11 protein-coding genes are annotated in these 13,378 nt (G+C 65.7%); 6 read left to right on the top strand and 5 right to left on the bottom strand.

What is annotated here, in order from left to right:
• Positions 1-114: 114 nt before the first annotated feature.
• From FXB41_RS32835 to FXB41_RS32825, 3 genes are all read left to right on the top strand, one after another.
• The gene (locus FXB41_RS32835) at positions 115-1,665 is read left to right on the top strand and encodes an ABC transporter substrate-binding protein (protein WP_219684705.1); all 1,551 of its coding nucleotides are present in this window, start codon (positions 115-117) and stop codon (positions 1,663-1,665) included.
• Between the two features lie 4 nt (positions 1,666-1,669).
• Complete coding sequence (locus FXB41_RS32830; protein ID WP_007603405.1) at positions 1,670-3,214, top strand: GMC family oxidoreductase; 1,545 nt, start codon at positions 1,670-1,672, stop codon at positions 3,212-3,214.
• A 1,046-nt stretch (positions 3,215-4,260) separates the two neighbouring features.
• Entirely contained in the window at positions 4,261-4,611 is a 351-nt protein-coding gene (locus FXB41_RS32825; RefSeq protein ID WP_007603407.1) for a hypothetical protein, read from the top strand.
• 107 nt (positions 4,612-4,718) lie between these two features.
• Here FXB41_RS32825 and chrA read toward each other — a convergent pair whose 3' ends face one another.
• The gene (gene chrA, locus FXB41_RS32820) at positions 4,719-6,104 is read right to left on the bottom strand and encodes a chromate efflux transporter (RefSeq protein ID WP_007603408.1); all 1,386 of its coding nucleotides are present in this window, start codon (positions 6,102-6,104) and stop codon (positions 4,719-4,721) included.
• On the bottom strand, positions 6,104-6,922 hold the full coding sequence (locus FXB41_RS32815) for a chromate resistance protein ChrB domain-containing protein (protein ID WP_007603409.1): 819 nt from the start codon (positions 6,920-6,922) through the stop codon (positions 6,104-6,106). The genes chrA and FXB41_RS32815 overlap by 1 nt, the downstream gene beginning before the upstream one ends.
• Positions 6,923-7,117: 195 nt before the next feature.
• Between FXB41_RS32815 and dmeF the strand changes: the two genes are divergently transcribed.
• Both dmeF and FXB41_RS32805 read left to right on the top strand, forming a co-directional pair.
• Positions 7,118-8,065: a CDF family Co(II)/Ni(II) efflux transporter DmeF gene (gene dmeF / locus FXB41_RS32810; protein WP_219684704.1), complete on the top strand. Its 948-nt coding sequence runs from the start codon at positions 7,118-7,120 to the stop codon at positions 8,063-8,065.
• 78 nt (positions 8,066-8,143) lie between these two features.
• Entirely contained in the window at positions 8,144-8,974 is an 831-nt protein-coding gene (locus FXB41_RS32805) for an N-acyl homoserine lactonase family protein (RefSeq protein ID WP_219684703.1), read from the top strand.
• Between the two features lie 5 nt (positions 8,975-8,979).
• On the opposite strand, the gene FXB41_RS32800 is transcribed toward FXB41_RS32805, so the two are convergent.
• Positions 8,980-9,171 (bottom strand): hypothetical protein, encoded by a 192-nt coding sequence (locus tag FXB41_RS32800; protein WP_219684702.1) that lies wholly within the window; start codon positions 9,169-9,171, stop codon positions 8,980-8,982.
• A gap of 31 nt (positions 9,172-9,202) precedes the next feature.
• Positions 9,203-10,360, bottom strand: a complete 1,158-nt coding sequence (locus tag FXB41_RS32795) for an MFS transporter (RefSeq protein ID WP_007603412.1) — start codon at positions 10,358-10,360, stop codon at positions 9,203-9,205.
• A 183-nt stretch (positions 10,361-10,543) separates the two neighbouring features.
• Between FXB41_RS32795 and FXB41_RS32790 the strand changes: the two genes are divergently transcribed.
• Positions 10,544-11,803, top strand: a complete 1,260-nt coding sequence (locus FXB41_RS32790; protein WP_219684701.1) for an adenylate/guanylate cyclase domain-containing protein — start codon at positions 10,544-10,546, stop codon at positions 11,801-11,803.
• Positions 11,804-11,957: 154 nt separating this feature from the next.
• Here FXB41_RS32790 and FXB41_RS32785 read toward each other — a convergent pair whose 3' ends face one another.
• Positions 11,958-13,202, bottom strand: coding sequence for an MFS transporter (locus FXB41_RS32785; RefSeq protein ID WP_219684700.1), 1,245 nt, complete (start codon positions 13,200-13,202; stop codon positions 11,958-11,960).
• Between the last annotated feature and the right edge of the window lie 176 nt (positions 13,203-13,378).

Below are 13,378 nucleotides of genomic sequence, written 5' to 3'. Positions count from 1 at the left end.
TAGCGCGCAAACGCGCGGCAGATAGCCGTGGACGCATGAGTGCTTCCATCGAATGGGCACGAACATTGCCTTTTCCTGGCGACAGCAACAGCTCGCCAGAGGCAATAGGCACCAATGTCCAAACTGAAGGCTTTCATTCCGGCGCTGCTCGGGCTCGTGATCGTCGCGGCGCCGGCGCATGCGGCGGGCAATCTCGTTGCGGTGCTCGAGGCGGAGATCGTCACGCTCGATCCGCATTTCTCGACGGCCTACATTACGCGCACGTTCGGCTACATGGTGTTCGACACGCTGTTTGCGAAGGATTCCAAAGGCGAGATCAAGCCGCAGATGGTGCAGGACTGGAAGGTCTCGGCCGATGGCCTGACCTACAGTTTCACGCTGCGCGACGGCCTGAAATGGCATGACGGTCAGCCGGTCACCGCCGCCGATTGCGTCGCCTCGCTGCGCCGTTGGGGCACCCGCAGTGCGCTCGGCCGCCGCATTTTTGCAATCACGGCCTCGCTCGAGCCGACGGATGCGAAAACATTCGTGCTGACGCTGAAGGAGCCGTCCGGTCTCGTCATCGACGCGCTCGGCAATCCCGTCAGTCCGGTCGCCTTCATGATGCCCGAGCGCATTGCCAAAACGCCCGGCGACCAACGCATCACCGAGATCGTCGGCTCCGGCCCGTTCGTCTACAGCATGGCCGATCACCGCACTGGCGATCGCATGGTCCTGAAGAAGTTCGCCGACTACGTGCCGCGTCCCGAGCCTGCCGACTTCCTCGCCGGCGGCAAGCGCGTCAACATCGACACACTCGAGATCCGCGTCATTCCAGATGGTGCGACCGCAGCCTCCGCGCTGCAGGCCGGCGAAGTCGATTTCATGCAGTATGCGCCGTTCGATCTGCTGCCGACGCTTGAGAAGAACTCTCGCGTGAAACTCGTCAATTTCACCGGCGGCAACATGTTCGCGGGCGCCTATCGCCTCAACGCCGCATCGAAGCCGTTCGACGATCCCGCCATCAGGCGCGTGCTGTGGAAGCTGGTCGATCAGCGCGAGGTGCTGGACGCACTCGGCCTGGACGCCAAATACGCGGCCCCTTGCGCGACATACTTCACCTGCGGCACCACCTATGACAGCAAGGCCGGCACCGAGGCCGCGGTGAGCCCGTCGATCGAGGCGGCGAGGGCGGCACTGAAGGCGACGAAATATGCCGGCGAGCCTGTTATCGTGATGGAGGCGAACGATCTCGAAGCCCCGCGCGTCTCGGCGCAGGTGCTGGCCGAGCGGCTGAAGCAGGCCGGTTTCACCGTCGATCTCCAAGTGATGGACTGGGCGAGCGTGCTGGCACGCCGCGCCAAGAAGGAGGGCTGGAGCGTCTATGGCGTCCACGCCGGCGGTTTCGATCTCGGCTCGCCCTTGACCAACGTCATGGTCGCCTTCAACTGCGCCGACTTCACCGGCTGGCAGTGTGACGCGCGCATCACGCCGCTGATGGAGGCCTTTGCCAAGGCGCCCGCCGAGGAGGATCGCAAGAAGATCGCAGGCGAGATCCAGGCCGTCATGTACGATCAGGCACCCGCAATACCGTGGGGCCAATTCGCCCAGCCTGCCGCCTCTCGCGCCAGTTTGCGCGGTCTGATACCGTCAGCCATCCCGGTGTTCTGGAACGTTGAGAAGTAGCCCGATGTACGATGTCATTGTTGTCGGCGGCGGCTCCGCCGGCGCCGCCGTTGCGGCGCGGCTCTCGGAAGATCCCGCGCGGCGCGTCCTGCTGCTCGAGGCGGGTCTGGACTGGCGCGCCGACGAGGCGCCCTGGGAAGTGATGACGCCAAATCCCATCCCGATCATCCACAAGCGCGAGTACCAGGAGAAATGGCAATGGCCGGATCTTCTGACGCGCCGTGTGGCCGGCCAGGAGCCGCGCTTCTACTGGCGCGGCAAGGGGCTCGGCGGCTCGTCGATGATGAACGGCCAGATCGCCATCCGCGGCGTCGCCGCTGCGTTCGACGAATGGGCCGCCAATGGCTGCACCGGCTGGTCGGCGAAGGACGTGATGCCGTTGTTCTCGGTGATCGAGGATGACCTGGAATTCGGCGACGCCGCCGGCCACGGACGCGGCGGACCGCTGCCGGTCTATCGCGCGCTGCCGGACAAATGGGGACCGATCGATCGCGGCTTGCGCGATGCGGCGCTGGCGAGCGGCCATCCCTGGTGCGCCGACGTCAACGGCCCGGACGGCGAGGGCGTCGCCTGCTATCCCATAAATAGCCGCGACAGCCGCCGCATCACGACTAATGAGGGTTATCTGGAGCCCGCGCGCGGCCGCGCCAATCTCGAGATTCGCGGGCATGCACTGGTCGACCGGGTCCTGATCAGCGACGGAAGGGCGACCGGCCTCCGCGTTCACATCGAGGGGCAGGGCACCAGCGAGATCAGCGCGCGCCAGATCGTGCTGTGCGCCGGCGCCATCCACAGTCCGGCGATCCTGCTGCGCTCGGGCATTGGACCCGCGCATGAGCTGAAGGCGATGGGGATCGCGGTCGAGCGCGACCTGCCGGTCGGCCGGCACTTCTTCGACCACCCGCTGTTTCGCGCCACGATCCAGCTCCACGAAAACCTGCGGCCGACCGATCCGGACACCCGCCATACCAATTGCTGCGTGACTTATTCGTCGGGCCTCGCCGACGGCGGCAAGCGCGACATGATCATGATCGCTTTCAATCATCGCGGCATCGGCGTGCCGGGGGCCATCGGCGCCGGGCTGTTCAACGCGTATTCGCGTGGAACGCTCAAGCTGGCCTCGACCGATCCTGCGATCGATCCTGTCGTCGAGGAAAACATGCTGGCCGATCCCCGCGACATGCTGCGCATGAAGGATGCGGTGAAGCGGCTGGCCGTGATCACCACCCACCCGGCGCTATCAGGCATCGCGGACTGGATCCGGCTCGCCGACACGGATTTGAGCTTGCCCCAGGCTGCGGCCTTGCCCGATCACGAACTCGACACGCTGCTGCGCCGTGAGACCGGCGATATCCAGCACGCTGCCGGCAGTTGCCGGATGACTGGTGTCAACGACGCCGACGGTGTGGTCAATCCTGATGGTACGGTGAAGGGTATTACGGGCCTGCGCGTCGCCGACGCCTCGATCATGCCGTCGGATTGCCGGGCCAACACCCACTTCACGACGGTGGTGATCGGGGAAGCGATTGCGCGGATGATGATGCGGTAGAGCGAAAACGACAGTGTCATGCTCCGCGAAGGCGGGCATCCAGTACTCCGAGGCGCCGCTGGGTTCGCACAATGCCGCCGTTGAATACTGGATCGCCCGCCTTCGCGGACGATGACACGGAGAGTGGGCTAGACTAGTCGTCGCGCCGATACACGTTTCAAACAACGGACGAGAGTTCGCGATCTCGCGGCGCGTTCCGCCCGAGTCTTGCGTCGGCGCATTGCCCCTCGTGGAGACAAGGGCGCAGGGAAGGCCGGGCGCCGGCTGGCACCCGCAGATCCGTGGGCGATAGAAATGCACACGGGGTGGATCACAGGTTCGCCGGATCGCCCGGCCTTCCCTGCGCGATGGTTTTAACGTGTCCTTCGTGCTCTCCCCGGGGAGCGATGCACTATTGCCCCCGTCGCCATGCAGATGACTGATGCGCGCGCCCGGTCGGGCCGCCACATCACCGCAGGACTTGACGCACAGACCCCGGGCGTCAGGACCACACGACTTGTTCGTCCGCGCACGTCTTCGCTGGAACTTCGAGTGCTGGCGTGTGCTCACACCCGAGGCCATGCGAAAACGCTTTCGGCGTCGTGTCGTAGGCACGAAAGCCATTGCTCACAGCCGAAGCCGCCCTGCAATGCCGATCGTACTCGACGCCGTCGCGTCCATCGCTACCCAACCCGCGGTTCGTGACGATCGCGATCCGCCCCTCGTCTCGGGCCAGGGTGTGTCGCTTGTACGTCAAATCCGAATTTCGGTAAAGCGGAATATTTTGCGAGGTGGGCTTGACAGGAAGTGTGGCGGAAGTGGTCGGCTGTTTTGCCCGACGGGCATGCGGAGGCGAGGGTGACGGCTTTCGCCCGAGGCGCGTGCCGAGAGACGCTAGCTTTTGAGGGCAGAGCGGAAGTCGTTCGGCTCGGTCAACGAAAGTGTTGAAGTTTGTAGCTAGATCCATCTGCCCACCTCGATGGATCAGCCGGCGGGCTTGCAAAGCCGCTGGGAACTTTGCCAAGGCCTCGTCGTTCCCGTGAGCGGGGCGAACGCAGGCAGAAGCTATGAAATGGATGCTGGTGGTTTTGGTAAGCGGCGTCTCGCCCGTCAACACCGATCTTGTGTTCGACAAGTTCAGTGATTGTCTCGCCGCAGAAGAGCAAATGCGACAGCACTACGCTGATGCCTTCGAGGCGTGGGATCGCATGGCTGCGGCAAGGATCGACCGGCGCAGGGACTACAAGAAAGCTCGCGATGTCGAAGCCAAACGACTGCTGAGCAACGTTGGGACGTGTGTCCCGCATGGTGGCGGCGATCAGCAGCCGGTCAATGCTCAGCAGCAGCAACCCCCCGCTACGTCATCGCAGCAGCCGGAAACGAAACCGTCGCCACCGCAGCCGGGGCCACGGAGTTAGCGGCAGCGATGCCGGCTTGTGGTCGATAGCAGCCGCCATGCAACTCTGACGGCTTAGTGACGCCTTCCATTGGCAAACCGGACGCGACGAACCAATGACTCCGCGTCCTAAATCACCCCCGCCAGCCGCAGCGCCACACCAGCCGCGCAGCTGCCGGCCAGCACCGTCAACATCCCCAGCTTGAATCGGAAGATCGCGGTTGCGGCCGCGATCGACAGCACGAGCGCAGGGATATCGACGCTGGTCAGGACCGGCATGTCGAAGGCAAACGGGAAGGTGTGCACCGGCACGGTGTCGCGGAACAGCGTGTGCAGCGCGAACCAGATCGAGAGGTTGAGGATCACGCCGACGACGGCAGCGGTGATGGCACTGAGCGCACCGCCGAGGCCCTTGTTGCCGCGCAGCCGTTCGACGTAAGGGGCGCCTACGAAAATCCAGAGGAAGCAGGGCGTGAAGGTGACCCAGGTCGCGAGCAATCCGCCGAGCGTGGCCGCGAGCATCGGCGACAGGCCGCTGGCGTCGCGGTAGGCGGCCATGAAGCCCACGAACTGAAGCACCATGATCAGCGGGCCCGGCGTGGTCTCGGCCATGCCGAGACCGTCGAGCATCTCGTGCGGCTTGAGCCAGTGATAATGCTCGACCGCCTGCTGGGCGACATAGGCCAGCACTGCGTAGGCGCCGCCGAAGGTGACCAGCGCCATCTTCGAGAAGAACAGCGCGATGTGACTGAAGACATTGTCTTGTCCAACAGCGAGCAACAGCGCGATCACCGGCACCAGCCAGAGCGCAAGCCAGAGCGCGCCGACGCGAATCGCGCGCGCGGTGTTGGGGCGTACATGTTCGGGCACAGCGTCGCCGAGCATGCTGTCGATCACGGCGCTGCTGCCGGCAGAGCCGTGACCGGCCGGCGCAAATTCCGGACGGCCCTGTTTGGCGCCGATATATCCGATGATGCCGGCGGCGATGATGATGACCGGGAAGGGGATCGCGAAGAAGAAAATCGCGACGAAGGCGATCGCGGCGAGCGCGATCATGATGCGGTTCTTCAATGCGCGCTTGCCGACCCGCACCACGGCCTCGACGACGATGGCGAGCACGGCGGCTTTCAAGCCGAAGAACAGCGCCTCCACGAAGCTGACATTGCCGTAGGCGGCGTAGACGTAGCTCAGGCCCATGATGGCGATGATGCCGGGCAGAATGAACAGACCGCCAGCCATCAGCCCGCCGGCGGTGCGATGCATCAGCCAGCCGACATAGGTCGCGAGCTGCTGCGCTTCCGGGCCCGGCAGCAGCATGCAGTAATTGAGCGCGTGGAGGAAACGGGCTTCCGAGATCCAGTTCTTCTCCTCGACCAGGATGCGGTGCATGACCGCGATCTGGCCCGCGGGCCCGCCAAAACTCAGGCAGGCGACACGGAGCCAGACGCGAAACGCTTCACTGAAGCTGACGCCGTGACCGGCATCAGCTCCTGCTTCGATCGTACGCGTATCCATCAAGCCTTCGCCTTGTTGGTCGGCCAGTTGTGGGTCTCAGACGTAGCGTCACGGCACCAGCGATAGAAGGCGTCGTAGAGCAGCATGCCGGCTTCGAGCTGTTCGAGGTCGTCATCATACATCCGCGACAGCCCGAGCGAAGCTGCGAGCAGGCCGGGCGCCTCCGGCGCAAGGTCGGGCCGCCCGGTGTCGGCGCCGCGCACCAGCGTTGCCAGCCGGAGCAGCGCCGGCGCGGCAATCCCGAACTCCTCGATCATCACGTCGAAGGTGCAGAGCTCGCCACGGTGGCTCCAAAACACGTTCTCGATGTCAAAGGGGGCTGCGTTGAAGCGTTGCCCGACGGCCGCCACTTCCGAAGGCGCCACGAACAGGAACACGGCCGTAGGGTCGACGAAGCGGCGGATCAGCCAGGGGCAGGCAATGCGGTCGACCTTGGGCCGCGCCCGCGTGACCCAGACGGTTCGCCCCTTGGCGTCGCGCGGCGGCAGCTTGCGGGTGTCGACCAGCGGCAGTTTTGCCGCCTTCCAGCCTTCGAAGCCGCCCTCCAGCGTCTCGGCTTGCACGCCGAGCTGCCTGAGCCAGGCCGCCGTGCCCTGCGCGAGCTTTTCGCCGCGCAGGCACGAGACGATCGCGGAACGGCCGGCGAAGTTGGCGCCCCAGTCGGGAACATTTTCGTGGCTGAGCTTGATCGAGCCGGGGATCAGCCGCCGGTCGGCGGCAAAATCCTCGTCGGTGCGCACGTCGATCAGGACAGGGGCATTCGCCGTGCCGATCAGCCGTGCCATTTTTTCAGATGATATCGTCGTGTAGGAAGACATGATGCGCCCTCGTAAGAAGAAACGGGACGCGATACTTGGGCATGTCGCCTCGTGGGGAGATCGCTCAAATCCCCATGGCCTTCATTACACCGAAACGGCACCGACCTGTCAATCGGCTCATTCCGGCGATTTTGCCCAGAAGACTCGCAGGTCTATATTAGGGGTCAACGGCCCGGACCTTTCGGAGACTTTGCGATGCATTCCCATTCCATCGAACAATGGACCCATGACCACGCCTTTCTGGGCGACAAGCACGACGAGAACGAGCGGCGCACCTGGCTCGTGGTCGTGCTGACGCTGGTCATGATGGTCGGCGAGATCGTCGCCGGCTCGCTGTTCGGCTCGATGGCGCTGCTCGCCGACGGCTGGCACATGGGCACGCATGCGGCGGCGCTGGGGATTGCCGCATTCGCGTATCGCTTTGCGCGGCGGCACCTGGGGAGCTCGCATTTCAGCTTTGGCACCGGCAAATTCGGCGATCTCGCCGCCTTCGCCAGCGCGGTCATCCTCGGCCTGATCGCGGTCGAGATCGCCTATGAGAGCGTGCTGCGGCTGTTCACGCCGGTGTCGATCGTCTATGGCGAGGCCATCGCGGTCGCTGCCCTCGGCCTGTGCGTCAACCTCGCCAGTGCCTGGCTGCTCCGCGACAGCCACGATCACCACCATCACGGTCATGCGCATGATGATCACAATGATCATGATGATCATCATCATCACCACCACGACAACAATCTCCGCGCCGCCTATGTCCACGTAATGGCGGACGCAGCGACCTCGGTGCTGGCGATCGCCGCGCTCGTGGTCGCCATGTATTCGGGTTGGGCCTGGGCCGATCCGGCGGTCGGCCTGATCGGCAGTGCCGTGATCGCAAGCTGGGCGTTCGGCCTGATCAAGACATCGGGCGCGGTGCTGCTCGATGTGCGCGCCGACGAGAAGCTCGAGCGTGTGATCCGGGCGCGCATGGAGATCGGGGACGACCGCGTCACGGATCTGCATCTGTGGCAGGTCGGTCCCGGCCATTGCGCCGTGCTGGTGTCGGTGGTCTCGGACAAGCCGAAGCAGCCGGCGGTCTACAAGAAGCGGCTCGCCGGGCTGAAGGGCCTCAGCCATGTCACCGTCGAGGTCGAGACCTGCCCGCATTGAAGCGGTCTGCGGGAATTCTGCGAACTGGCCGGGGTTGACCCTCGGTCACAGCCGACAATGGCTGCAAGGGAGGAACGAATGACGCCAAGGATCATGCTCGCTCTCGCCGTCGCCGCGCTCGCTCTGTCCGGCCATGCGGCGCTGGCGCAATCGGAAAAGACCGGTGTCGAAAAGCTCTACGTGCTCAATTGCGGGGAGGGCACCGCCGGCGACATCTCGCGGTGGACGCCCGGCCTCAACGAAGGCAAGACGATGGACTTCGTCGACAGCTGCTATCTCGTCAAGCACGCCAAGGGCTGGTTCCTGTGGGACACCGGCATCGCCGACGCAGTCGCCGCGATGCCGAATGGTCTTGCGCCCGCGGATCCCAAGGCGGTGACCTGGCGGCGGCCGAAGACGCTTGCCGCCCAGCTCGAACAGCTCGGCCTCAAGCCGGATGACGTCAAGATGATGGCGGTCTCGCACACCCATCCCGACCACACCGGCAATGTCGAGCTGTTCCCGCAGGCCATGCTCTACGTGCAGAAGGCCGAGTATGACTGGCCCGGCGCCAACAACGAGCCGCGCTTCAAGCCGTCACATCCGGTAGAGCTGCTTGCGGGCGACAAGGATGTGTTCGGCGACGGCAGCGTGACCATCCTGTCGACGCCCGGCCATACGCCGGGACACCAATCGCTGCTGGTGAAGCTGCCGAAGACCGGCGCCGTCGTGCTGTCGGGCGATGCGGTGCACTTCAAAGACAATTGGGACAACCGCCGTGTGCCCAGCATGAACGCCAACAAGGACCAGAGCGCGGCCTCGATGCAGAAGATCGCCGACACGCTCGGCAAGGAGAAGGCGCAGCTCTGGATCAACCACGACAAGATCCAGCGCGACAGCCAGAAGATGTCGCCGGAGTTTTACGACTGACGCGGCTAGCCTTTCGGTGCAGTCACGGCGGGCGGGCTCGCGTCCAGCGTCTTCTTCGGCTTCAGCGAGCCGGCGTAGAAGGAGACCAGCCAGACCAGGATGATGGCGAGGAGATAGACACCCCAGGCCTGTGGCGGCGTGGTCGCCCAGCGCAAGAGGCCTTTGAATGTGCGGGGCGGGCGGGTGTCTTCGGTCATGCTCCGCTTGTGCGCGAAAGCTCCCGCCGGGTCAATCCGGCCGCGGTTGTGCGCGGATCATGAACAGCGCGGCCAACGCCGAGAGGCTGAGCGCAGAGGAGACGATCAGCACCTTCGCCCCCATGACGTCGATGAGCAGGCCGAAGGCCAGCGGCGCCACGGCCTGCGCCATCCGTGCCGGCGCGCCGATGATGCCGAGGCGATAGCCGAAATCCTTGGGGCCGAAGATCGACAGCGGCAGCGTGCCGCGCGCGATGGTCAGGATGCCGTTGCCGGAGCCGTGGAACAGCGCAAACGCACTGGCCGCGGCGCCGCCGAAGATCGCCACGACCACGGCGCCGATCGGGTGGGTGAGGCAGGCGAGCCGCGTCGACCACAGCGGATGAAAGCGGCTGAGGAAGCCCGCTTCCAGAACCCGCGCCGCGACTTGCGCGGGGCCGATCAGCGCACCGGCCGCGATCGCCTCGACCGGCGTCGCGCCGGTGGTCTCCAGGATGCGCGGGAAATGCGCGGCCATCGCGCCGGTGACAGTCCAGACTGCGGCGAAGACGAACGCGAGCAGGATCATGGTGCGGTCGAGCGGCAGATGCGGCTTCTCTGCCGCCGCCTTAGCTTGCTTGGCGCCCTTGATCGTCGGCAGCACAAAGAAATTCAGGGGCAGGCCGATCAGGATGTTGGCGGCGGCCCAGGCGAAGCAGGTCTCGCGCCAGCCGATATGGGCAAGGCCCCAGGCGGTGAGTGGCCAGCCGACGGTCGATGCGAAGCCCGCCATCAGCGTGATGCCGGTGATCGGCCTGCGCGCCTCGGTGCCGTAGATGCGGCCGAGCGCGGCGAAGGCGGCGTCGTAAAGCCCCATCGCCATGCCGATGCCGAGCACGAGCCAGGCCATCGCCATCACCGCCACCGATTGCGAGAGGCCGAGCAGAACGAGACCGGCAGCGATCGTCAGGTTCGACACCGAGAGGACCTGCCGGCCGCCGACCAGATCGATCTGTCGCCCGATGCGTGGCCCGAGCAGCGCAGAGATCACCAGCGAGGCCGAGAACGCGCCAAAGACCCAGTTGGAGGAGATGCCGAGATCGCGCGCCATGGGATCGGCAAGCAGCGCCGGCAGATAGTAGCTCGAGGCCCAGGCCAGGGTCTGCGTGGTACCGAGCGCCAGGATGATCGGAAGCTGGCGCTGGCTCATGTCCCCGTATTTCTGATCGGCCGTGTCATCATTCGCATTTGCGCCCGAGGCGGGGGGACGTCAACAGCGTCCGCGACATATGCGACCTGCCGCCGGTGGGAGCCTTGCCCGTGAGCGGAGCTTTGGCGGCGCAAGCTCCGCGCGCCGCCTTTCGCTCGTCACGAATGCACGGCATAATGGCGCATGCAATTGACCTCGCGCCTTGCGCTGATGAACTGGTTGGCCGGCCAGGGGCTCACCGGCCTGCCCGAACCCGAACTGCTGCGGGGCTTCTGCGAGCGCTGCCGCGCCGAGGGGCTGGAACTCTCGCGTGGGCTTGTCGTCATCGATACGCTGCACCCGATCTACGAGGGACGCGCCTTCCGCTGGAGCGATACGCCGACCAACGAGAGCGACGTGGTCGAATACGGCTCGACGGCCGAGGGCGACGCGGCCAACAATTGGCGCCGGTCGGTGTTCTATCATTTGCTCGAGCATGGTCACGACGAGATGGTGATCGATCTCGCCGACGCGCCCTCGCTCGATTTCTCGCAGATCGGCGAGCTCGCTGAAACGGGTCACCGCCATTTCCTGGCCTTTGTGCATCGCTTCGGGGAGACCGGAGCGCTCGGGCAGATGGATTGCCTCTACTCCTCCTGGACAACGCGACGCGACAGCGGCTTCGCCGAAGGCGAGCTCGCCGCGCTGCGCGATCTCGTGCCGGTGCTGGGGCTCGCGATCAAGTCGGCGCAGCAGGTCGACATCGCGCGCACGCTCGGCCGCGTCTATCTCGGACGCGATGCGTCAGAGCAGGTCTTGAGCGGACGCATCTCGCGCGGCGTCACCGAGCGCATCAACGCCGTGCTCTGGTATTCGGATCTGCGCGGCTCGACCGGAATCAGCGAGAGCATCGGCCCCGACGAGATCATCCCGTTCCTGAACGACTATGCGCAGGCCGTGATCGATGCCATCCACGACGCCGGCGGCGACGTGCTGAAGCTGATCGGCGACGGCGTGCTCGCGATGTTCACCGGCGAAGACATGGCGTATGCCCGGCGCGCGGCGCTGCGCGCCGAGCATCTATTCCGCAAGAACGTTGCAGCGCTCAATCTGCGGCGGGGCGCCGAGGGCCGTCCCACCACGTCCGCCTATATCGGCCTGCATGTCGGCGAGGTCTTCTACGGCAATATCGGCAGCGAGGACCGGCTCGACTTCACCGTGGTCGGTCCGACCGTGAACGAGGTCAGTCGCATCGCCTCGATGAGCCGTTCGGTCGATCGCGAGCTGCTGGCCTCGGCGGAGTTCTACAAGGGCCTCGATGCCGCCGGCCGCCGCTATCTCGTCTCCACCGGCCGCTACGCGTTGCGCGGCATCGGCCGCGCGCAGGATCTCTACACGCTCGATCCCGAGGTGGATGCGAGCGAGCCGGTGACGGGGAGCTACGAGCGGTATCTGGCGAATTAAATTCCGCGGTGCCCCCCAATGTCGTCCTGGCGAAAGCCAGGACCCATAACCACCGCCTGCAGTTTTGCGAAGACTCATAGTTGGCGATTTTTGCCAAACTTCTCCCTGGGGTAATGGATCCTGGCTTTCGCCAGGACGACGGCGGAGGAACTGCCTAACACCGCGCCACCGCCTCATCGCCCACCATGTCGGGCTGCCGGTCCAGGGCCACCGCGGGCGAGAGCCAGATCACCAGCGCCTGCACGCCGAACACGGCGGCGGCGAGATAGAGGCACGCTTCCGCGCTCCAGAGGCCGCCGACGATCGCACCCAGCGCCGAGCCGACCGGGCGGGCGCCGTAGCTCATGATGTTGATGGCGGAAACGCGGCCGAGCAGGCGAGGCGGCGTCACCGACTGGCGCAGCGTTGTGGTCGAGATCACCCACAGGATCGGCCCGACGCCGAGCAGGAAGAAGCTCAAGGCGGCAAGCCAGGGGGAGGGGACCAGCACCGTCAGCGCCATCACCATTGCGGCGACGAAGCCGGTGACGGGGCCAAGGCCGACCACCGTGCCGAACGCGACGCGCTTCATCACGCGCGTGGCGAACAGCGCGCCGATCACCATGCCGACACCGTACATCGTCAGCACGGTGCCGACGCCGACCGCGTTTAGGCCGAGGTGACGTACGGCGTAGGGCACGAACACCGCGATCTGCAGGAACCATCCGGTGTTGAAGATGAACTGGGTGATGAAGACCGGCCGCAGCAGCGGATGATGAAACACGAAGGCCGCGCCCTCGCGGATGTCCTGGAGCGGATGCCGCCGTGGCGCCGGCGTGCGGGCGGGCTCGTAGATGCCGGAGAGCAGCACGGCGGCGATAGCCGAGAGCGCGGCCGCGAAGCCGAAGGCCGGGCTCGCGCCCCACCACCCCACCAGCGCGCCACCAAGCGCAGGCCCGCTGGCGAAGGCGATGGTGCGTGCGAGCTCGATCCGCGCATTGGCCGCCGGCAACAGGTCCGAACTCACCAGCGAGGGCACCAGTGCCGGCGCGGCCACGCTGTAGACGACGGTGCCGCACACGGCGGCAAAGCCGAGTAGCGCAAGCAGCGGCAGGTTGAGCGCGCCGAGCGCGAGCAGCAGCACGATCGCTGCAAGGGCCGCGGCACGCAGCGCCTCGGCGCCCGCCATCAGCGAACGGCGGGAGATGCGGTCGGCCAGCAGGCCGGCCGGGATGGCGAAGAGGACGAAGGGCAGGGTCAGCGCGGTCTGGAGCAGGCCGGTCTGGCCTTCGGCGACGCCGAGCGTCAGCACCGCGACGATGGGGGCCGCGGCCAGCGCGATCTGTTCGGCCGACTGTGCCGCCAGGTTCGACCAGGCGAGGCGGTTGAATGTCTCGGGGAGGCGAAGCGGATTTGACATGGCTCATTTCCTGCAAAGTCGGGTTGGCGCCGAGTATCTGCCTCGGAAGGCCGCCAAACCCACCCGCTTCCCGACAGGGGCGGCACATAGCGGCCGCCGAGGGACCGATGCGGCTAGATGCAGTTGCAAATGAGTTGCAATAAGGCTCGACTTCGGTATTCTCGCCCCATGGATGT

Origin of the sequence: Bradyrhizobium canariense (assembly GCF_019402665.1) — a bacterium.
Taxonomy (GTDB): Bacteria; Pseudomonadota; Alphaproteobacteria; order Rhizobiales; family Xanthobacteraceae; genus Bradyrhizobium; species Bradyrhizobium canariense.
The sequence above is the reverse complement of the archived record's forward strand: the minus strand, read 5'-3'. Positions and strand labels throughout refer to the sequence as shown.